The following is a 21,579-nucleotide window of genomic DNA, read 5'->3' on the forward strand; positions in this document are numbered from 1 at the left end:
GGCGATGGGGGCGACATGCAGATGCTGAAGGGTTCGAACACTCCGGTGCCCACCACGGCGCTGCGGGTGGAGGTCGGCTGGCGCACCGGACCCGGCGTGCCCGACGCCGACGCCTCCGCCCTGCTGCTGGTGAGCGGCAAGGTGCGTTCCGACGCGGACTTCGTCTTCTACAACCAGCCCGCGCACTCCTCCGGCGCCCTGCGGCACGAGGGCAAGCGCACCGCCGGGGACCGGGTGACCGACACCCTCCTGGCCGACCTCGCGCGCGTGGAGCCCGCGATCGACACGATCGTCCTCGCCGCCTCCGCCGACGGCGGCCCGTTCGGACGGGTGCCCGACCTCTACATCGAGGTCCGGGACACCGCCCGCGACACCCCCGTCGCCCGCTTCGACAACCCGGGCGCCACCACCGAAACCGCTTTCGTCCTCGGCGAGTTCTACCGCCGCCAGGGGGCTTGGAAGTTCCGCGCCGTCGGGCAGGGCTACAGCAGCGGTCTCGAAGGACTCGCCACGGACTACGGCATCACGGTGGACGAACCGCAGCAGGCGGCGCCGACCCCGGCCGCCCCGGCGCCCGCACCCGCCGCGCCCGCACCGCCCACGGCCGCACCCGCGGCGTACCCGCCGTCTCCGGTCGCACCCGCGGCGTACCCGCCCCCGCCGGCGGCACAACCCGCGGCCCCGCCGCCCCCGCCCGCCGCGCCCGCGCCGGTCCGCCTGACCAAGGTCACGCTCACCAAGGCGGCGCCCTCCGTCTCCCTGACCAAGCAGGGGGGCGCCTCCGGCGCCCTGCACGTGAACCTCAACTGGCAGGTGCACAAGCAGTTCTCGGGCTGGAGCAGCAAGTTCGGCCGCCCGGCCGCGATGCACTCCGACCTCGACCTCGACCTGTGCGCGCTGTACGAACTCACCGACGGCAGCAAAGGCGTCGTCCAGGCCCTCGGCAACGCCTTCGGCTCGCTGCACCAGCCGCCGTTCATCCTCCTCGACGGCGACGACCGCACCGGGGCCGTGGCGAGCGGTGAGAACCTCACCGTCAACCTCGACCACAAGCACGCCTTCCGGCGCATCCTCGTGTTCGTCACCATCTACGAGGGCGCCCGCTCCTTCGCCGACCTGGACGCCACCGTCACGCTCCAGCCGCAGCACGGCGCCCCGATCGAGTTCTCCCTCGACGAGTGCACGGTCCCCTCGCCCGTGTGCGCGCTGGCACTGATCACCAGCTCCGGCGGCGATCTGGTCGTCCAGCGGGAGGCGCGCTACCTGGTGCCCGAGCGCGGGGTGAGCCCGCAGCGGACCGTCGACCACGCCTACGGCTGGGGCATGAACTGGACCCCGGGACGGAAGTGACCCTCCCCGGCGGTGTCAGCCCTCCTCGGGCACGGCGTCCGGACGGGCGTAGGTGCGGCCCTTCCAGGCCGCACCGCGCCCCCGGTAGTGCCGCACCGCCGAGTCGACCGTCATGAGGAGATAGAGGAACGCGGTGAACGGCAGCAGGGGAGCGAGCCACAGCGGCTGCCGGTAGTAGCGGAGCATCGGGACGTACGTCCCCGTCATCACCAGCCAGGCCAGACCGCCGGTGACGGCGGCCGCCGCACTCCCCGCCGCGAGGCCCGCCACGAGCGCCGCGGGCGGCACCAGGTACACCAGCACCAGCCCGGCCACCGTCCCTGCCAGCACCAGCGGGTGGTGCCGCAGCTGGGCGTACGCGCTGCGCGACACCATCCGCCACAGATCGGCCAGCCCGGGATACGGCCGCACACTGTCCACCCGGTCGGCGAGCCCCAGCCAGATCCGGCCGCCGCCGCCCTTCACCGCCCGGGCCAGGGCCACGTCGTCGATCACGGCGTGCCGGATCGCCTCCGGGATCCGCGCCCGCCCGGCGGCGTCGGCCCGCAGCAGCACGCAGCCACCGGCAGCGGCGGCCGTCCGGGTCCCGTCCCGGGCGATCCGGCGGAAGGGGTAGAGCTGGGCGAAGAAGTAGACGAATGCTGGCACGACCAGCCGCTCCCACAGGCTCTCCACCCGCAGCCGCGCCATCTGCGAGACGACGTCGTACCCGCCGGCCCGGGCGGCCGCCACCAGCGTGCGCAGACTGTCCGGCGCGTGCGCGATGTCGGCGTCCGTCAGCAGCAGGTACCCGGGGTCACGCGCGCCCGCCAGGCCGATGCCGTGACGCACCGCCCACAGCTTGCCGGTCCAGCCCGCCGGCGGTTCCCCCGGCGAACTCACGGTCAGCGGCAGTCCGCCGTGCCGCCGGGCCAGCTCCCGCGCGAGCTCACCCGTGCCGTCGCCACTGCCGTCGTCGACGAGGAAGACCTCGGCCCGCCCCGGATAGTCCTGCAGCAGCAGCGACGGCAGCGCGGCGGGCAGCACGGCCGCCTCGTCGCGAGCCGGGACGACGACGCACACCGACGGCCACGCGTCCGGCTCCGGGTGCGGCGGCAGCCGCACGTCCGTGCGCCAGAAGAAGCCCTGACAGAGCAGCAGCCAGAGCCAGGCGAGCAGTGATCCAGCGGCAGTCCACACAACGGCGCTCACGCGCGCAGTCTGCCCCACGGGACCGGCGCCGTAGCGCTCATCGTCTATCGTGATCGGGTGAAGATCGCGCTCATGGACTCAGGAATCGGTCTGCTGGCGGCCACCGCCGCGGTTCGGCGGCTGCGCCCCGACGCCGATCTCGTGCTCTCCCTGGACCCCGACGGCATGCCGTGGGGCCCGCGCACTCCCGAGGACCTGACCGCGCGCGCCCTGGCCGTCGCCGAGGCGGCGGCCGCGCGCCGTCCCGACGCCCTGATCGTCGGCTGCAACACCGCCACCGTGCACGCGCTCACCGCCCTGCGCGCCCGCCTCGAACCGGAGCTTCCGGTCATCGGCACGGTCCCGGCCATCAAACCGGCCGCCGCCGGCGGCGGCCCCCTCGCCATCTGGGCCACCCCGGCCACCACCGGCAGCACCTACCAGCGCACCCTGATCCGGGACTTCGCCGACGGGGTGCCCGTCACGGAGGTCCCTTGCTGGGGTCTGGCCGAGGCCGTGGAGCGCGCCGACCAGAGCGCCATCGACGCCGCCGTGGCCGCCGCCGCCGCGCTGACGCCCGAGGAGGTGACCACCGTCGTCCTGGGCTGCACCCACTACGAACTGGTCGCCGAGCGCATCCGCGCCGCCGTCCGGCGCCCCGGCCGCCCGGCCCTCGTGCTGCACGGATCCGCGGGCGCCGTCGCCGCCCAGGCCCTGCGCCGGCTCGGCGCCCGGCCCGCGCCGGGGGCCTCGCCCGAGGGCACCCTCACCGTGCTGCTCAGCGGACGCGAGGGCACGCTGCCCGCGCCGGCCCTGGCGTACGAGGAGGGGCGGACGCTGCAGGCGGTCAGCCCCGCGAACTGAGCGACGGCCGTTCCCTGCGCCCGGACGGGCACGGCCCCCGGGCGGCCCAGTCGCGCTCCGGCGCCGGGTACCGGCGCAGCGAAACCTGAGTACCCTCGATGGCATGAGGGACCCCCGCGACGGCGAGAACGCCGCCCACGCGCATCCCGACGTGTGGACCGGCCGCGCCACCAACCGTGTCCAGTGGCTGCTGGCGCTCGTGGGCGCCGCCTGCATGGCGCTCGGCATCGAGCTGGCCGTCCAGCCCACGTGGACCGCCGGTGGCGCCCCGCTCGTCATGGCCGTCGTCGGATGCATCGCCGCCGGTCTCCTCGTCCTCTTCGGGACCCTCGCCTTCGTCCATGTCGCACTGCGGGTCGACCACGAGCACCTCGAGGTGCGTTGCGGCCACATCGGTGTGCCCCGCCGCCGTATCCCCCTCTCCCATGTGGCCGGCGCCTCGTACATCTCGCACGTCACCCCGCGCCACTGGGGCGGCTGGGGCTACCGCTGGCGGCCCGAGAAGGGCACCGCGGTCGTCGTACGACGAGGAGAGGGCGTCGTGCTGGAGCTGTGGGACGGGCACACGTTCACGGTCACCGTGGACGACGCGGAGGCGGCCGTGCGGGTGATCAGGGCCCGGCTGCGTCCCAGGAAGCCGGGGGCTCCCGCGCACTGAGCCCTGCGTTCCCGGTGATCACCAGGCGGCGCACTGAGCCTTCTCGCTTCCGGTGCTCACCAGGCGGGAGCGCGTCCGGCGGCCCCCGGGCGCGGGTCCGGCGTACGGCCCGACGGTGCCTGGACGAGCGGACGTGCGGTGGCCATGCCCGCCAGCAGACCCGCCCCCACCGACACCGCGGTGAAGCTCAGCGCGTTGCCGACCGCCGCGACGGCGGCCACCGCCGTCAGGGCGGCGCCCGCGGTGAGTGCCACCGGGGCCGGGCGCGGGCCGCGCCACAGAGCGAAGAGCATCCAGCCGAACGCCGACGCCAGCAGGACCACACCCGCGACACCCTGCTCCGCCGCCTGCTGCAGGGGAGCCGAGTGGGGCTTGCCGTCGGACGGCAGGGACGCGGACGCCGGGCTCAGCTCCCCGAAACGGCCCGGACCCGTCCCCAGCGCGGCGTTCTCGCGCAGCAGCAGCCACGCGTCCCGCCACAGCTCGACGCGGTGCGGGGTCAGCCGCCCCTCCACGACGGTCGTGAACCCGCCCGGTACGGCGCCCGCGGCGACCGCCCAGGTCAGACCGGTCACCACCACGCCGAGCGCGGCCAGCGCGGCGAGAGCGGCGCCGCGGTGCCGGGCGCGGCCTGCGGCCAGGGAGCACACCAGCACCGCGAGGCAGGCGACGCAGCCCGCGACCGAGCCGAGCGCGGCCGCAAGCACCGCGATCCCGGCGGCCAGCAGACGCAGCGCCAGCCGCATGGCCGCGGCGCGGGCGGCCCAGGCCGCGCAGCAGGCCGCACCCGCCGACAGCGCCAGCACGGCAGCGGTGGCCCCGGCATGCCCCAAGGGCGCGGTGACCTGCGGGCCCGGCGCGAGATGGGGAACGGCGACGGTCAGCGCGATCCCGGCCAGCGCCCCGGCGACGGGCGCGCCGACCGGCAGCAGCGCCCCGCCGATCCGGCCCGCGGCGTACCCGGCCGCCACGGCCAGCACCGCCAGCAGCACCCCCTCGGGCCGCCCGTCGTGCGCGGCCGCCGTGATCAGGGACCAGGCGGCGCAGGCCCCCAGGACCACCACACCCGCCGCGTCCGACACGATGCGCCGCTCGCCGTCCGCCTCCGGGACGACGCGTCTTTCACCGTCCGCGTCCGGCCCGGACGCAGACGTCATCCCGCTCCGACCCAACCCGACCCCCGCGCCAGTCGCCCCCGACCTGTGTGACCCCCGGGTCGTACGCGCCGGCAGCGGCCGCACGACTGAGGCTTCGGCACACCGTAACGGCTGGTGGACGGTTTGGGGATGTGTCGTGACGAAATGAGCAGGAACGTTGCGGCAGGCCCGGTGGCGGCGGCCGGCCTGCGGCGCCCGCCGGTGCCGGCAGCCCTCGGCCGACCGCGCTGTCGGCCCCCGGGCCGCTCGACTTAGACTCCGGGAGTGACCGTCACCGCAACCTCCGTCGACGAGCCGGACCAGCTGGAACCGCGCACCGCGCCCGGGAGGCGCGCGTGGGTCCGGCGGCTCGTCCCGGCCGCCGCAGCCGCCCTGTCCGGCCTGCTCCTCTACGTCAGCTTCCCGCCCCGCGCCCTGTGGTGGCTGGCACTGCCGGCCTTCGCCGTCCTCGGCTGGGCACTGCACGGCCGGAGCTGGAAGACGGGGCTGGGCCTGGGCTACCTCTTCGGACTGGGCTTCCTGCTGCCGCTGCTGGTGTGGACCGGAGTGGAGGTCGGGCCGGGTCCCTGGCTCGCCCTGGTGGCGATCGAGGCGCTCTTCGTCGCGCTGGCCGGCGCGGGAATCGCGGCCGTGTCGAGGCTGCCCGGCCGGCCTGTGTGGGCGGCCGCCGTGTGGATCGCCTGCGAGGCGGCACGCGCGCGCGTGCCGTTCGAGGGCTTCCCCTGGGGCAAGGTCGCGTTCGGGCAGGCCGACGGCGTGTTCCTGCCGCTCGCCGCGGTGGGCGGCACCCCGGTCCTCGGCTTCGCCGTGGTCCTGTGCGGCTTCGGCCTTTACGAGGTCGTGCGCCTGGCCGTGCCGTGGCGGCGGACGGGGACGCTGCGGCGGGCCGCGGCGGCCGTGGGCCTGCTGAGCCTGGCGGTGCCGGTCGTGGGCGCCGTGGCCGCCCGGCCGCTGGTCAGCGGCCAGGCCGAGGACGGCAGCGTCACCGTCGCGGTGATCCAGGGCAACGTGCCCCGCGCGGGCCTCGACTTCAACTCCCAGCGCCGGGCCGTGCTCGACTACCACGCCCGCGAGACCGAACGGCTGGCCGCCCGGGTCGGGGCCGGTGAGGTCGCCCGGCCCGACTTCGTGCTGTGGCCGGAGAACTCCTCCGACATCGACCCCTTCGCCAACCCCGACGCCCGCGCCGTGATCGACGCGGCGGTCAAGGCCATCGGCGCGCCCGTCTCGGTCGGCGGCGTCGTCGAGCGGGACGGCAGGCTCTACAACGAGCAGATCCTCTGGGACCCCGCGAAGGGCCCCGTCGACACCTACGACAAGCGCCAGATCCAGCCGTTCGGCGAGTACCTCCCGCTGCGTTCCCTCATCGGGGCGATCAACGGCGACTGGACGGCGATGGTCCGCCAGGACTTCAGCCGGGGCACCGAGCCGGGCGTGTTCACCATGGATGGCGCCGAGGTCGGCCTCGTCACCTGCTACGAGGCCGCCTTCGACTGGGCCGTGCGCTCCGAGGTCGCCGACGGTGCCCAGATGATCTCCGTGCCGAGCAACAACGCCACCTTCGACCGCAGCGAGATGACCTACCAGCAGCTCGCCATGTCCCGCGTCCGCGCGGTCGAGCACAGCCGCACCGTGACCGTGCCGGTGACCAGCGGCGTGAGCGCGATCATCATGCCGGACGGGCGGATCACGCAGAAGACGGGCATGTTCGTCGCCGACTCGCTGGTGCAGAAGGTGCCGCTGCGGTCCTCCGAGACCCCTGCCACCCGGCTGGGCGTCCTGCCGGAGATCGCCCTCGTGCTGGTCGCGGCCGGCGGACTGGGCTGGGCCGTCGGTGCCGGGATGCGCGGGCGACGCGCCGGTGACGTGTAGCCGTACGCCGGTCGCACGCCGCCCGAAACGAGCCAAGGGGCCCGAACCGGCCCCTTAGGGTCGTGACCATGGCTACTCCCGACTTCATCCGCACCCTCCGCGCCTCCGCCGGACAGCAGCTGCTCTGGCTCCCCGGGGTCACCGCACTCGTCTTCGACGACGAGGGCAGAGTGCTGCTGAACCGCCGGGCCGACACCGGCAGGTGGTCCGTGATCGGCGGCATCCCCGACCCGGGGGAGCAGCCCGCGGCGTGCGCGGTGCGCGAGGTCTACGAGGAAACGGCCGTGCGCTGCGTGGCGGAACGGGTCGTCCTCGTCCAGGCGCTGCACCCCGTCACGTACGACAACGGCGACACCTGCCAGTACATGGACATCACCCTGCGCTGCCGGGCCGTCGGCGGCGAGGCCCGGGTCAACGACGACGAGTCCCTCGAGGTGGGCTGGTTCGACGTGGACGCCCTGCCCGATCTCCACGAGTTCGGCGTGCTCCGGATCAAACAGGCCCTCTCCGACGGCCCCACATGGTTCGACCCCACTGCTCCCCTCTGAAGTATGGGGTGTGACCACATGGGGCGGGGGAGGGGCGCTCCCTAGGGTCGAGACATGACCGCGCCCCGTGTCCTCCCGGCCCCCCACGCCAGTCCGCTCGACCTCGGCGGCCGCACCGCGCTCGTCACCGGCGCCGCCGGCGGCATCGGCCGCGCCTGCGCGCTGCGGCTCGCCGCCGCCGGCGCCAAGGTCAGAGCCGTCGACCGGGACGCGGCGGGCCTGGAGGCCCTCGCCGAGCGGGGCGCCGGCCTCGCGGGCACCGTCGAGCCGCACGTCCTCGACCTCACCGACCTGGACGCCACCGAGCTCGCCGCAGCCGGCACCGACATCCTCGTCAACAACGCCGGGCTCCAGCTCGTGCGGCCCATCGAGGAGTTCCCGCCCGACGTCTTCCACACGGTGCTCACGGTGATGCTGGAGGCCCCGTTCCGGCTCATCCGCGGTGCCCTGCCCCACATGTACGGCCAGGGCTGGGGCCGCATCGTGAACGTGTCGTCCGTGCACGGGCTGCGCGCCTCCGCCTACAAGTCGGCCTATGTGGCCGCCAAACACGGCTTGGAGGGACTGTCCAAGACCACCGCCCTCGAAGGCGCGCCCCACGGCGTCACCTCGAACTGTGTGAACCCCGCCTATGTGCGCACCGCCCTGGTCGAGAAGCAGCTCGCCGACCAGGCGCAGGCGCACGGGATCCCCGAGGAGCGCGTCCTGTCCGAGGTGCTGCTCCAGGACAGCGCGGTCAAGCGGCTCATCGAGCCGGAGGAGGTCGCCGAGGCCGTGGCGTACCTCTGCGGGCCGCACGCGTCCTTCGTGACCGGTACCTCCCTCGTCCTCGACGGCGGCTGGACCGCCCACTGAGGGTCCGGACCCGTCGGCCCGGAAGTTGTCCACAGGCCTGACGGGACGAACGGGTCATGGTGAATCCTGTGGGCATGCCCAGCGAACACGTGCAGCAAGCCGAGCGCTCCACCGGCGCCGAAGCCCCGCCGGTGAGCGCCGAGACGCCGTACCTGGAGCTCCTGGCCCGGGGCGCGTCCGCCGACGCCTACGAGCAGCCGGTGCTCCTGGCGCGCGCCGAAGGCCGGCCGGCCGAGTGGACGGAGGCGCTCCAGCGGGCCAAGCCGCTCGCCCTGCGCGTCCGCGCGGAGCTGGAGGGGCGGCGCCGCCGGGAGGCCGAGCTGTCCGCACTGTTCGAGACCGCCCACGACCTCGCCGGACTGCGCGACCTGGACGCCGTGCTGCAGGCGATCGTGCAGCGCGCCCGGTCACTGCTGGGCACGGACGTCGCCTACCTCAGCCTGAACGACCCCGAGCGCGGCGACACCTACATGCGGGTCACCGAGGGCTCGGTCGCGGCCCGCTTCCAGCAGCTGCGCCTCGGCATGGGCGAAGGGCTCGGCGGCCTCGTCGCCCAGACCGCCCGGCCCTACGTCACCGACGACTACTTCAGGGACGACCGCTTCCAGCACACCCTCACCATCGACACGGGAGTGCGCGACGAGGGGCTCGTCGCGATCCTCGGCGTGCCGTTGATGCTCGGGCACCACGTGATCGGCGTGCTGTTCGCCGCCGACCGCCGCGCCCGGGTCTTCGAGCGGGAGCAGATCGCCCTGCTCGGGTCGTTCGCCGCCCTGGCCGCGGCCGCCATCGACACCGCCAACCTGCTGGCCGAGACGCGTTCCGCCCTGTCGGACCTGGAGCGGGCCAACGAGATCATCCGGGACCGCAGCGGCGTCATCGAGCGCGCCTCCGACGTCCACGACCGGCTCGCCGAGCTGGTCCTGCGCGGCGGCGGGGTGCACGACGTGGCCGCCGCGGTCTCGGAGGTCCTCGACGGCACGGTCGAGTTCGCGGAGGCCGCCCTGGCACCGGCCGCGGCACTGGAGGCGTCCCGCGCGGACGGGCACGCGGTGCGGCACGAGGACGACTGGATCGCGGCGGTCGCCGCCGGCGGAGAACTCCTCGGCGCGCTCGTGCTGCGCGGCCACCCCGGCCTCGACCCCGTCGACCAGCGCACCCTGGAGCGTGCGGCCACCGTCACGTCGCTGCTGCTCCTGGCCCGCCGGTCAGCCGCCGAGGCCGAGCAGCGCGTCCGCGGGGAACTGCTCGACGACCTGCTGGACGCCCGCGACCGCGACCCGCGCCTGCTGCGGGAACGCGCGGCCCGTCTGCACGCCGACCTCGACGCCGTCCACGTGGTGCTGGCCGCGCGCCTGGAGAGCGAAGCGGCCGACGCCGGCCAGGAGGCGGAGGCCCGCAGACGCCTCGCCGCCGCGGCCTCCCACCTCGCCGCGACGCGGCACGGCCTGGCCGCCGCACGCGACGGCGGCACCGTCCTGCTGCTGCCCCTCGGCCCCGGCGACACCGGCACCGGCCTCGCGCGCCGGGCCGCCCGCGACCTCGGCACAGCGGTCCACGCCCCTGTCACCGTCGGCGCCTCCGCACCCGCCGGGAACCTCACCCAGCGCCCCGACTCCGTGGCCACCGCCTACGGGGAGGCCCGGCGCTGCCTCGACGCCCTGCGCCTCCTGGGCCGCCGCGGGGACGGTGCCGCCGCCGAGGACTTCGGCTTCCTGGGACTTCTCCTGGCCGGGGACCGGGACATCCCCGGCTTCGTCGAACGCACCATCGGCCAGGTCGTCGACTACGACCGCCGGCGCGGCACCGACCTGCTGCGCACCCTCGACGCCTACTTCGCCTGCGGCATGAGCCCCGCCCGCACCAAGGACGAACTGCACGTCCACGTGAACACGGTGGCCCAGCGCCTGGAGCGTGTCGGCCGCCTCCTCGGCGACGACTGGCAGAGCCCGGCCCGCACCCTGGAGATCCAGCTCGCGCTGCGGCTGCACCGGCTGTCGGCACCGGAGCGGCACGGATCTCCGTAGGCCTGGATGTTGTGGCCTGGACGTCCTAGGCCTGGACCTCGTAGGTCTGGGCCCTCTACGCCTGGTCGTCCTACACCTGGAGCCCGTCCGTCGGGAGGCCGTCCGCCGGGAGGCCTTACGCCTGGAGGCCGTCCGCCTGAACCCTCGCACGCCCGGGCCCTCGCACACCTCGGCCCCCGTGCGCCTGGACGCACGGGGGCCGGATCGGGGGGCGGGTCAGACGGCGCGGGCGTCCTTCGTCGAGGCGGAGGACCGGTCCGCGTCGGTGCCGGTGCCGGTGTCAGTGCCGGTGCCGTCGGGGCGGTCGACATCGGCGAGGTCCCGGTGCCGGGTCTCCTTCGCCACCGCCACCGCGATGACCGTGAGCACGGCGGCGGCGATGACGTACAGGGCGATCGGGGTGGAGCTGCCGTAGTCGTTCAGCAGCGCGGTGGCGATGAGCGGAGCGGGCGCGCCCGCCGCCACGGAGGCGAACTGGGCGCCGATGGAGGCCCCGGAGTAGCGCATCCGCGTCGCGAACATCTCCGAGAAGAACGCGGCCTGCGGCGCGTACATCGCCCCGTGCAGCACCAGTCCCACGGTGACGGCGAGGAGCAGGGCCCCGAAGCCGCCGGTGTCGATCAGCGAGAAGAAGGGGAACATCCACAGCCCGACACCGACCGCGCCCATCATGTAGACGGGCCGGCGGCCGATCCGGTCGGACAGCGCGCCCCACGCCGGGATGACCGCGAAGTGCACGGCCGAGGCGATCAGCACGGCGTTGAGAGCGGTCTGCTTGGAGACGCCGGCCGAGACGGTGGCGTAGACGAGGATGAAGGCGGTGATGACGTAGTAGCTGATGTTCTCGGCCATACGTGCGCCCATCGCGACCAGGACGTCACGCCAGTGGTGCCGCAGCACGGCGACGAGCGGCAGCTTCTCCACCTCCGCGTCCGCCTTGCGGGCTTCGGCGTGTGCCAGCGCCTGCTTGAACACCGGTGACTCGTCGACGGACAGGCGAATCCACAGACCGACGATCACCAGCACCCCGGACAGCAGGAACGGGATGCGCCAGCCCCAGCTGCCGAACGCGGCGTCCGACAGCAGGGCAGTCAGCAGGCTCAGCACACCGGTGGCCAGCAGCTGCCCCGCCGGGGCGCCGGTCTGCGGCCACGACGCCCAGAACCCGCGCCGCCGCGCGTCCCCGTGCTCCGACACCAGCAGGACGGCGCCGCCCCATTCGCCGCCGAGGGCGAACCCCTGGACCAGCCGCAGCACGGTGAGCAGCACCGGGGCGGCCGTGCCGATGGTGGCGTGCGTCGGCAGCAGGCCGATCGCGAAGGTCGCCCCGCCCATCAGCAGCAGGCTCAGCACCAGCAGCTTCTTGCGCCCGAGCCGGTCGCCGTAGTGCCCGAACACCAGCGCGCCCAGGGGCCGGGCGGCGAACCCGACCGCGTACGTCAGGAACGACAGCAGCGTGCCGACCAGCGGATCCGAGTCGGGGAAGAACAGCTGGTTGAACACGAGCGCGGCGGCGGAGCCGTAGAGGAAGAAGTCGTACCACTCGATGGTGGTGCCGATGAGGGAGGCGGCGACGATGCGCTTGAGGTTGTTCGGAGCTGGTGGAGCACTGGCGGGCGACGACATCGGCACCACTTCCTGGCGTTTCGACGGGGACGTTTGCGTGTCGCCACACCGTAGGAACGCGCACCACGCAGGCGTATGTGGTGGGACACCATAGTTCAGGGCGGGGGAGTGCGTGCACCCCCTATGAAAGCGGTGTCGTCCTAGGCGTCCGGCGCCGGATCCGCCAGCACCACCCGTGTGCCGCGCTCGGTGAACGGCGCCACGTCGGCCGGTGTCGCCGAGGTGTCCGTGACGAGCGTCCAGCCGGAGGGCAGTGCCGCCCACGCGTGGAACGGGGCCCGGCCCAGCTTCGCCGCATGGGCCAGCACATAGGTGCGGGCGGCGCGGCGGGTCATCAGTTCCTTCAGCCGGGTCTGCCGCAGGTCCGCCTCGCAGATCCCGCCGTCCGCCGTCACACCGTCCGCGGACAGGAAGACGCGGTCGAACGTCATCCGTTCCAGCGCCGCCTCCGTCAACGGGCCGACGAAGGCCTGGCTGAGCGGACGCAGTGTCCCGCCGAGGCACTCCACATGGACCGATTCGACGTCCGCCAGCTCGTGCAGCGCCGTCAGCCCGGTGGTGGCGACCGTGAGGTCCTTCGCCGTGCGCAACTCGTGCGCCAGCGCCCCGACCGTCGACCCGGCGTCGAGCAGTACGGTCTCGCCCGGCTGGATCTGCGCCGCGGCCCACCGCGCGATGGCGCGCTTCTGCTCGTACGCCTCCATGGTGCGCTGCCGCAGCGATGTCTCGGGATGCGCGGTGAGCGCCATCGCCCCGCCGTAGGTGCGGGCCAGCCTGCCGTCGGCGGTGAGCCGGGCGAGGTCGCGGCGGATGGTGGAGGCGGTCACGCCGAAGCGCCGGGAGAGCTGCTCGACACTGGCCAGGCCGGTCGTGGTGGCCAGACGCAGGATCTCCTCGCGCCGGGCCTGGGATCCGGTGGGCGGCATCAAGTGTCCTTCGCGGTGCGTCGGTTCAGCGAGCGGTGGACATCCCGGCGGCCTGCCGCAGCGCCTCGATCATGCTACCGGCCCCGGCCTTGCCCGTACCGGCGATGTCGAAGGCGGTGCCGTGGTCGACGGAGGTGCGGATCACCGGGAGCCCGACGGTGAGGTTGACCCCGGCCTCGATGCCGAGGACCTTCACGGGGCCGTGGCCCTGGTCGTGGTACATCGCCACGATCAGGTCGTAGTCGCCGCGGGAGGCGAGGAAGAACGCCGTGTCGGCGGGGAGCGGACCGCGCGCGTCGATGCCGTCCTCGCGCACCCTCTCCAGGGCTGGGACGATCTTCTCCTCCTCCTCGCCGTACCCGAACAGCCCGTTCTCGCCCGCGTGCGGGTTGATCCCGCAGACGCCGATCACCGGCTCGTCCACCCCGGCCCGCACCAGGGCCTCGTGGCCGCGGCGGACGGTCCGCTCGACCAGGCCGGGCTCGATCCGGTCGATCGCGTCGATGAGACCCATGTGGGTGGTGACGTGGATGACCTTCACCTTCTCGGTGGACAGCATCATCGACACCTCCTCGACCCCGGTGAAGTGGGCGAGCAGTTCGGTGTGGCCGGGGTACACGTGCCCCGCGGCCCGCAGGGCCTCCTTGTTGAGCGGGGCGGTGCAGATGGCGTCGATCGCGCCCGCGAGGGCCAGCTCGGCGGCGCGCCTCACGTACTCGTACGCGGCATGGCCGGCCACGGCCGAAAGCCTGCCCCAGGGCAGGTCGGCGGGCAGCAGCCCGAGGTCGACGACGTCGATCCGGCCGGGCGCGGGCGCGGCCTCCGCGGGCGTCGGCACGGTCACGATCTCGCAGTCGACGGCGAGGATCCGGGCCGCCTGCCGCAGCCGCGCCGCGTCACCGATCACCACCGGCCGGCAGCGGCTCAGCGTGGACGGGTCCAGCACCGCGGGCACGATCACCTCGGGCCCGATCCCGGCACCGTCACCCATGGTGACGCCGATGAGGGGGAGGGGCTGCTGCGCGTTCACTGCGTGACTCCTTGGTGGGAGGGTGCCAGGGCGGACGGGCACTGTCCGTGCCCGTCCGGCCGCGTTCCGGTACGGCCGCGATCCGGCGCGCGGCTCCGGCGTGACCGAGGGCGGGCCGGCCAGTTCCCCGAGCGGCAGCGGCACATGCACCTCCGGACGCGCGGCCCGTGGATCAGTGATGCGTGGAACGCGCAGTCCTCGTCGTCGTGCCGTCCGTCCGTGCCGTGCGCTGCCCGCGCCTCCCGCTGCTCGTCAGTGAGGTGTCGTGCCGACGGCATACACGAACTCCCCTCTCCAAGATAAGAGTTATGACCGGGACAGGAGGGCTCGGCGCCTGCCGGTCAGGCTGCCTGCGCTGCTGCGATGATGACACGGTCTGGCGCTTCTCGCGCGAGACGTTTGCGCGAAAAGCGCACATGTGTAAGCCCGGCGCGGCGGCACGGCACCCGCACCAGAAGGACCCGCCCTCCCGCGCCGGCCGCCGGCTGCCCCGGTGGGGGGCGGGCGCGGCGTACCTGGTCTTCCTCGGCGCCCAGGCGCTGCTGCACAGCCGGCGCCGCGACGCAGCCCTGACAACCGCCACTTTGCCCCGGGCGGCGCCTGCGGCTCGGTGACCGCTCCGCCCCCTTGGGCTGAGACGTCGTGGCGGATCAGGAAGGGCGGAGCCCGCTTTCGAGGGTGGGCTCGCCCTGCGCGCTCTCCCCGGCCGACGCCAGGGGGCCGATGGCGCAATGCGCGCCGTGCTCCAGGTAGACGTAGTCGTCGAGGGTGCCCGAGTGCTGGTGTCGGCGGCGGGACGTCGCCCCGCCGCCCCGACGTGATCAGTACAGTCAGCGGGCGCCGTCCGCCCGCACCGAGCCCTCAGGCGGGCTGCCGGTGATCATCGCGGGGCCGCGGCCACAGGGCCTTCCAGGGCGGGGCCTGCCGGATTCGCGCCTCGATCCCGCAGCTGATCAGCACAAGAGCGTCAGTGAGGCGGCGCTTCTGCGGGAGGACTGCCGGGGAGCCGGCGTACGGGACGCACCGTTCTGCTCGTGGGCGAGGGCCACCGTGACGGCGGTGGTGACCAAGCCGGCCGGGCAGTGCGCGGCGGTATGTCGGCCCACTTCAGCCCCGGCTGATGTCCAGTGACCGTCGTGGTTCACGAGTCCTCGTCACCCCGTCCGTCGTGATCACCGCGGGGCCCGGGCCCGGCCCCCTCCGCGGCAGGCGAGTCGCGGCCGGTCGGAACACGGCCGTCGAGCAGAGCGTCAAGTCCCGCGGCGAGACCCTCCGGCCCCTCACGCGCGGCGAGGTCGGCGGTGGCCGCCCGGAGCCGGGAGAACTCCTGCGCCGGCATCCGGTGAAGGCCGAGCCGGAACGCCGGATCGGACTCGTCGGGAGCGTCCACCATGGCCCGTAGCTCTACGAAGACATAGCCGAGCAGCCACGCCGTGTACGCCCGGTGGACCTTCGCCGCGGCGGCGTCATCCAAGCCCGCCTGGTGCAGCAGCGTCAGAACCCGCTCATGGTCCCTGAGTACGGCCGGAGGACGGCGTGCGAGGGGGACGGCCAGCATCCGGGTCGCGAGCAGCGGCACGGCGTGCGGGTGACGCAGGGCCACCCGGTAGGTCTCCTGTGCGATGTGGTGAAGTTCCGCGTGCCACGCGGGAGACGGTCGCGAGGCGTTCGCGGTCGGTGCTCCCTCCTGACGGGGCTCAGCGGCCAGCGTGTCCTCCAGTTCGAGGTACAGAGCCTCGACCAAGCCGTCCAGCAGAGCTTCCTTGCTGTCCGCGTACCGGTACAGGGCCATGGCTTCGACACCCAGCTCGGCGCCCAGTCGCCGCATGCTCAGCGCCCCGAGCCCCTCGCGATCGACCACCTGCAAAGCAGTGGCCAGGACCTTCTCCCGGCTCAGCCGCCCGTAGCGGCCCCGGTCGCCGGCACGACGGCCCGCGCCCTGCCTGGTCTCCCTGGCCATGCGTCGCCTCCAGCAGCGGGATGAGCTCTCCGGCCTGAACGCCTTGACTATAGGTCGCCACCGGTAGAAAGTGTATGTATACGCCGTAAATTTACGAAATACGGATACAGTGAACATTCCTGGCATCCATCCGGTCGCCGCGGCAGAAGCCACGGCCGCAGACCAAGTGCAGGCCCGGCACGGTCCCGAGCCGGCCCACCCCGTACACGATTGGCCACGGAGCGTCATTCATGGCCCCCAGGCGTCTCACCGTCCCCAGCGATACCAGTGACGGCCACGTCGTGGCCGCCGCGGACCCGGGGATGGAGAAGCAGATCCGGGCGCTGTCCGGCGGCCGTGTCGAACGGATCACGACGGAAGGACCCGTCTTCGGGTGGCGCCCGCCCGCCCGGTCACCGCGCTCCGACACCTTCGTGCGCGTGCTGTCCGGGGGGGACCAGGCCGTCGTCATTGGTCTCGCCGTCAGCTGGACACTGGCCTTTGTCTGGTTCTGGACGTGGTGGCTGAGGCCGGAGCACCGGGTCGAATGGGCCGGACTGATCGTCAACAGCGTCCTGCTGCTGTACCTGACGGCACTCCCCTTCTACTTCCTGTTCACCGTCGGCAGGCTGAAGCGGGTGAACCCCTCACTGGAGGTTCCCGCGCTGCCGGTCGCCTTCGTGGTGACCCGGGCACCCTCGGAGCAGTGGCGCACGGTCCGCCGGACGCTCGAAGCCATGACGGCTCAGGTCTTCCCCCACCCGTACGACGTCTGGCTGTGCGACGAGGACCCGACCGAGGAGATCCTTCAGTGGTGCCGTCGCCACGGAGTCCGTGTGTCGTGCCGCCGGGGCGTCAAGTCGTACCACCGGAGCACCTGGCCCCGGCGCACCCGCTGCAAGGAAGGCAACCTCGCCTACTTCTACGACCACTGGGGCTATCGCGACTACGCCGTCGTCTCCCAACTGGACTGCGACCATGTTCCGGCCCCCACCTACCTGGCCGAGATGGTGAGGCCGTTCGCCGACCCGGCCATCGGGTACGTGGCCGCTCCGAGCGTCTGTGACGTCAACGCGGACCAGTCATGGTCCGCGCGGGGGCGGCTGTACCGGGAGGCCGTCTGGCACGGGGCCGTACAGCTCGGTCACAGCAACGGACTCGCGCCGATGTGCATCGGCTCGCACTACGCCGTGCGCACCGCCGCGCTGCGCGACATCGGGGGCCTCGGGCCGGAGCTCGCGGAGGACTTCTCCACGACGATGCTTCTCAACTCGGCCGGCTGGCACGGCGCGTTCGCGATAGACGCGGAGGCGCACGGAGACGGGCCGCTCACCTTCGCCGACATGGTGACCCAGGAGTACCAGTGGTCACGTAGCCTCACCACGATGCTGTTCAGCCTCATCTGGCACCACATCAACCGTATGCCCTTCCTGTACCGTCTGCGTTTCGCCTACGCGCTGGGCTACTACCCGCTGCTCGCTCTGACCGTTCTGGCCGGCATGTCACTGCCTCCGATCGCGGTGCTCACCGGGCTTGCCTGGATGAACGTCAACTACTTCGATTTCCTGCTCCACTTCCTGTTCATGCCCCTGTGGGTCCTCCTGACCCTGTTCCTCATGCGACGGCGGGGGCTGCTGCGTCCCCCCTCCGCCCCGGTCATCAGCTGGGAGATCTGGCTGTTCGCCCTCGCCCGCTGGCCCTTCATCGTGTGGGGGGTCCTGGGAGCTGCGCGCCAGCGGATACGCCCTCGGCCGGTGGTGTTCAAGGTCACACCCAAGCAACGCAGCGGGCTGGAACCCCTGCTGACCCGTCTGGTGCTGCCGTTCGCCGCCCTGTCGGTGTCCCTGGGCGGCGTCTGCCTGTTCGGTGAGCTGACGCGACCCGCGGTGGGCTACGTCTTCCTGACCCTGCTCGGCGCCGTGACCTACGGAGCGGTCGTCCTGTCCGTTCCCCTGCTGCACGTAAGGGAGACCTCCCGCGCGGCGGGCACCAGCTTCCGCGGAGCCCTCGCCACAGCGAGAACACCGCTGCTCGTCGGTGTCGTCTCCACCATCCCCCCCATCCTGGCCGTCACGTTCTTCCCGGCCTACGCAACCGCCGTTCTCGCCCCATGAGCCCGGCGTCCGCGGTCGACGATCCCCACGAGCTCGCGAAGGAGAAGCCCGTGCCAACACCGTCAACCATCCTGATCACCGGTGGAGCGGGCTTCATCGGCAGTCACACCTGCGTCGAACTGCTCGACTACGGCTACGCGCTGGTGGTCGTCGACGACTACTCCAACAGCTCGCCCCAGGTCTTCTCCCGCGTGCAGAAGGTCGCCGACCGCTGCCTGACCGCGGTCTACCGGCTGGATCTGCGCAACAGGCGCGCACTCTCGGACGTGCTGGACCACCACTCCGTGGACGCGGTGGTGCACTTCGCCGGGAAGAAGGCCGTCGGTGAGTCCATGCGAAAGCCGATCGAGTACTACGACACCAACATCGGCGGTACGACCGCCCTGCTGGGAGCGATGGACGAACACGGCATCCACCAACTGGTGTTCTCCTCGTCCTGCTCCATCTACGGCGAGAGCGACAAGGTGCCGCTCAGCGAGCAGGACCCGGCCCGGCCCACGAACCCCTACGCCGCGTCGAAGTGGGCGTGTGAGCAGATACTCGCCGACGTATGCCGGCTCCGCCCGGAGTTCAGCGTGCTGTCCCTGCGCTATTTCAACCCCGTGGGCGCACATCCCAGCGGCCTGCTCGGCGAGTCCCCTCGTGGCGGCGACGTCAATCTGATGCCTCGCCTGGCCCAGGTCGCCGACGGCGAGCGCACGAGCGTCGCGGTGTACGGCGGCGACTACCCCACCCGGGACGGCACCGGAGTCCGTGACTACATCCATGTCATGGATGTCGCCGAGGCGCACCGGGTGGCGTTGGAGCACCTCGACGACGCGCCCGGGATGCGGGTGTTCAACCTTGGCGTCGGATCGGGCACTTCCGTCCTGGAACTGCTGGCCGCCTTCGGCGAGGCCAGCGGCAGGGAGATGCCGTACACCGTCGAGGACCGCCGCCCGGGCGACGTGGGCGAACTCGTCGCCGATCCCCGCGTGATCGCACGCGAATGGGGCTGGAGCCCCACCCGCGATCTCGCCGCGATGTGCCGGGACGCGTGGCGTTTCCGGCAACTCAACCCCCTCGGCTACGCGGATTGACCCTCCGCGCCCCCTCAGCTAAGGAGTACGACCATGCGGATGACAGTCATCGGCACCGGATACGTCGGGGTGGTCCATGCCGCGTGTATGGCGGACATCGGCCACGACGTCCTCGGCGTGGACATCGACGAAGGACGGGTCGCGGCCCTGAGTGAGGGGAAAGCCCCGATCTACGAGCCCGGCCTGAACGAACTCCTCGCCCGTACGGTCAGGTCGGGACGGCTGCGCTTCTCCACCTCCACGACCGACGCTGCCCGTTTCGCTCGCCTGCACTTCGTGTGCGTGGGAACCCCGCAGGTACGCGGCGGTGAAGCGGCCGACGTCAGTCATGTCGACGCCGTCGTCGACAGCATGGCACCGCATGTGCAGCCCGGCAGCCTGATCGTCGGCAAGTCCACGGTGCCCGTGGGCACGACGGCCCGCCTCGGCGCACGCCTGCGGGCCGTCGCACCGCACAGCGAGATCGCCTGGAACCCCGAGTTCCTGCGGGAGGGTTTCGCCGTCGCCGACACCAGGCGTCCGGAACGGATCGTCGTGGGCGTCGAGTCACGGCGCGCCGAGGCGGTCCTTCGGGAGATCTACCAGCCCATGCTGATCAGCGGCGTCCCCTTCTTCAGCACCGACCCCGCCACCGCCGAACTCGTCAAGGTGGCGTCGAACGCCTTCCTCGCCACCAAGATCTCTTTCATCAACGCGATGGCCGAGGTGTGCGACGCCGCAGGCGCCGACGTAGTGACGCTGGCGGAGGCCGTCGGCGCGGACCCGCGCATCGGACACCGGTTCCTGCAGCCTGGCCTGGGCTTCGGCGGCAGTTGCTTCCCCAAGGACATCCGGGCCTTCGCAGCCCGTGCCGAGGAACTGGGGGCCGGCGAGGCGATCTCCTTCCTCCATCAGGTCGACGAGATCAACACCCGGCAGCGGCGACGCACGGTCGACCTGGCACGTCACCTGGTGGGCGGCTCCTTCGCCGGTCTGCGCATCGCGGGCCTGGGAGCGGCCTTCAAACCCGAAAGCGACGACGTGCGGGACTCTCCCGCCCTGGACGTCGCTTCCGCCATCCGGCGCGAGGGAGCCGAGGTCCGGGTGCACGATCCGGAAGCCGTCGACAACGCCAGGCACAGGTTCCCAGGGCTGCAGTACGCCCTCGACGTGCCGAAGGCATGTGAGGGCGCGGATCTCGTCCTGCATCTGACGGCATGGCCCGAGTACCGGGAGATCTCGCCCGCCGATCTCGGTTCCGTGGTGCGCAACCGGCAGATCCTTGATGCGCGTGCCACCCTGGACGCCGCCTCCTGGCGGTCGGCGGGCTGGACGCTGAGCGCACTCGGCCGCCCCAAGATCACCGGCATGTACACCGACTGATCACGCGAATCTGGGAGGAATCATGCACGTACTGGTCACTGGCGGGGGCGGCTTTCTCGGGTCGCACCTGTGCGACGCCCTGCTGGCCAGAGGAGACCGCGTCCTGTGCGTGGACGACTTCTCGACCGGTGAACCGGAGAACACGGAGCATCTGCGCGGACACCCTGGTTTCACGCTCCTGCGCGCCGACGTCTGCGCCGCGTTCGACGTACCGGGGCCGGTGGACGCCGTGGCCCACCTCGCCAGCCCCGCCTCGCCCCCCGACTACCACCGCCGTCCCCTGGAAACACTGGCCGTGGGCAGCAGGGGGACGGAGAACGCACTGGGGCTGGCGGTCAGCCACCGGGCACGTTTCGTCCTCGCCTCGACCAGTGAGGTGTACGGCGACCCGGTGGTCCATCCCCAGCGGGAGGACTACTGGGGGAACGTCAACCCGGTGGGACCGCGCAGTGTGTACGACGAGGCGAAACGATTCGCCGAAGCGCTGTCCACGGCGTACCGGCGCAGCATGGGCGCGAACGTCGGCATACTTCGGATCTTCAACACGTACGGACCGAGGATGCGCCCCCATGACGGCCGCGTGGTCTCCACCTTCATCCGGCAGGCTCTCAGCGGGGAACCGCTCACCATCTACGGGGACGGGAGCCAGACACGCAGTTTCTGCTACGTGGACGACCTGGTCCGGGGCATCGTCACCATGATCGACTCGGATCTCCCGGGGCCCGTCAACCTCGGCAATCCCAGCGAGCGGACGGTGCGAGAGCTCGCGGAACTGGTGCGGGAGACCACCAGGTCGACGTCGGGGGTGGAGTTCCTTCCGCTGCCCGTGGACGACCCTGCCCGGCGGTGTCCCGTGATCACGCGTGCGCAGCATGAGCTCGGCTGGTTCCCTCAGGTGTCGATCGAGGAGGGGCTGAGGCAGACCGTGGGCTGGTTCATGTCAAGGCGTAGCCCTTCATCGGCGGGGCGGATCGCCCAGGAGCCCGTGAGGATCTGATCGGG

Annotated in this window: 17 protein-coding genes; 11 read left to right on the forward strand and 6 right to left on the reverse strand. The window is 72.6% G+C overall.

Translation table 11 applies throughout. The features are described from left to right. Window positions 1-21: 21 nt before the first annotated feature. A complete protein-coding gene (locus tag ABZY20_RS27830) occupies window positions 22-1,350 on the forward strand; it encodes a TerD family protein (protein ID WP_356444764.1) in 1,329 nt (442 codons plus the stop codon). 15 nt (window positions 1,351-1,365) lie between these two features. On the opposite strand, the gene ABZY20_RS27835 is transcribed toward ABZY20_RS27830, so the two are convergent. Next, a complete protein-coding gene (locus tag ABZY20_RS27835) occupies window positions 1,366-2,559 on the reverse strand; it encodes a glycosyltransferase (RefSeq protein WP_356444726.1) in 1,194 nt (397 codons plus the stop codon). Window positions 2,560-2,598: 39 nt separating this feature from the next. Between ABZY20_RS27835 and ABZY20_RS27840 the strand changes: the two genes are divergently transcribed. Next, complete coding sequence (locus ABZY20_RS27840) at window positions 2,599-3,384, forward strand: aspartate/glutamate racemase family protein (protein ID WP_356444727.1); 786 nt, start codon at window positions 2,599-2,601, stop codon at window positions 3,382-3,384. Between the two features lie 103 nt (window positions 3,385-3,487). Beyond that, a complete protein-coding gene (locus tag ABZY20_RS27845; protein WP_356444729.1) occupies window positions 3,488-4,042 on the forward strand; it encodes a hypothetical protein in 555 nt (184 codons plus the stop codon). Window positions 4,043-4,098: 56 nt separating this feature from the next. On the opposite strand, the gene ABZY20_RS27850 is transcribed toward ABZY20_RS27845, so the two are convergent. Then, complete coding sequence (locus tag ABZY20_RS27850; protein WP_356444766.1) at window positions 4,099-5,106, reverse strand: hypothetical protein; 1,008 nt, start codon at window positions 5,104-5,106, stop codon at window positions 4,099-4,101. A gap of 357 nt (window positions 5,107-5,463) precedes the next feature. On the opposite strand from ABZY20_RS27850, the gene lnt reads away from it, so the two are divergent. The 4 genes from lnt (at window position 5,464) to ABZY20_RS27870 (ending at window position 10,501) form a co-directional block, all read left to right on the forward strand. After that, window positions 5,464-7,071: an apolipoprotein N-acyltransferase gene (gene lnt / locus ABZY20_RS27855; protein ID WP_356444731.1), complete on the forward strand. Its 1,608-nt coding sequence runs from the start codon at window positions 5,464-5,466 to the stop codon at window positions 7,069-7,071. A 68-nt stretch (window positions 7,072-7,139) separates the two neighbouring features. Beyond that, window positions 7,140-7,619, forward strand: coding sequence for an NUDIX domain-containing protein (locus tag ABZY20_RS27860; RefSeq protein ID WP_356444733.1), 480 nt, complete (start codon window positions 7,140-7,142; stop codon window positions 7,617-7,619). A 54-nt stretch (window positions 7,620-7,673) separates the two neighbouring features. Next, window positions 7,674-8,474, forward strand: a complete 801-nt coding sequence (locus ABZY20_RS27865) for a 3-hydroxybutyrate dehydrogenase (protein ID WP_356444734.1) — start codon at window positions 7,674-7,676, stop codon at window positions 8,472-8,474. Between the two features lie 74 nt (window positions 8,475-8,548). Further along, the gene (locus ABZY20_RS27870) at window positions 8,549-10,501 is read left to right on the forward strand and encodes a GAF domain-containing protein (protein ID WP_356444736.1); all 1,953 of its coding nucleotides are present in this window, start codon (window positions 8,549-8,551) and stop codon (window positions 10,499-10,501) included. Window positions 10,502-10,717: 216 nt separating this feature from the next. Here the strand turns inward: ABZY20_RS27870 and ABZY20_RS27875 are convergent, their stop codons facing one another. The 4 genes from ABZY20_RS27875 to ABZY20_RS27890 form a co-directional block, all read right to left on the reverse strand. Next, window positions 10,718-12,127 (reverse strand): MFS transporter, encoded by a 1,410-nt coding sequence (locus ABZY20_RS27875; protein WP_356444738.1) that lies wholly within the window; start codon window positions 12,125-12,127, stop codon window positions 10,718-10,720. Window positions 12,128-12,267: 140 nt separating this feature from the next. Further along, the gene (locus ABZY20_RS27880; RefSeq protein ID WP_356444739.1) at window positions 12,268-13,053 is read right to left on the reverse strand and encodes a DeoR/GlpR family DNA-binding transcription regulator; all 786 of its coding nucleotides are present in this window, start codon (window positions 13,051-13,053) and stop codon (window positions 12,268-12,270) included. Window positions 13,054-13,078: 25 nt separating this feature from the next. Continuing rightward, a complete protein-coding gene (gene pdxA / locus ABZY20_RS27885) occupies window positions 13,079-14,083 on the reverse strand; it encodes a 4-hydroxythreonine-4-phosphate dehydrogenase PdxA (RefSeq protein ID WP_356444741.1) in 1,005 nt (334 codons plus the stop codon). Window positions 14,084-15,224: 1,141 nt separating this feature from the next. After that, window positions 15,225-16,043, reverse strand: coding sequence for a TetR/AcrR family transcriptional regulator C-terminal domain-containing protein (locus tag ABZY20_RS27890; RefSeq protein WP_356444743.1), 819 nt, complete (start codon window positions 16,041-16,043; stop codon window positions 15,225-15,227). Between the two features lie 302 nt (window positions 16,044-16,345). Between ABZY20_RS27890 and ABZY20_RS27895 the strand changes: the two genes are divergently transcribed. From ABZY20_RS27895 to ABZY20_RS27910, 4 genes are all read left to right on the forward strand, one after another. Continuing rightward, a complete protein-coding gene (locus tag ABZY20_RS27895) occupies window positions 16,346-18,136 on the forward strand; it encodes a glycosyltransferase family 2 protein (protein ID WP_356444768.1) in 1,791 nt (596 codons plus the stop codon). A 68-nt stretch (window positions 18,137-18,204) separates the two neighbouring features. Further along, complete coding sequence (gene galE / locus ABZY20_RS27900; RefSeq protein ID WP_356444770.1) at window positions 18,205-19,215, forward strand: UDP-glucose 4-epimerase GalE; 1,011 nt, start codon at window positions 18,205-18,207, stop codon at window positions 19,213-19,215. Window positions 19,216-19,248: 33 nt separating this feature from the next. Then, window positions 19,249-20,577, forward strand: a complete 1,329-nt coding sequence (locus tag ABZY20_RS27905; RefSeq protein ID WP_356444745.1) for a UDP-glucose/GDP-mannose dehydrogenase family protein — start codon at window positions 19,249-19,251, stop codon at window positions 20,575-20,577. A gap of 22 nt (window positions 20,578-20,599) precedes the next feature. Further along, a complete protein-coding gene (locus tag ABZY20_RS27910) occupies window positions 20,600-21,574 on the forward strand; it encodes a UDP-glucuronic acid decarboxylase family protein (RefSeq protein WP_356444747.1) in 975 nt (324 codons plus the stop codon). Window positions 21,575-21,579: the final 5 nt, after the last annotated feature.

Origin of the sequence: Streptomyces sp. NPDC006624, from assembly GCF_040611555.1 — a bacterium.
Lineage (GTDB): Bacteria > Actinomycetota > Actinomycetes > Streptomycetales > Streptomycetaceae > Streptomyces.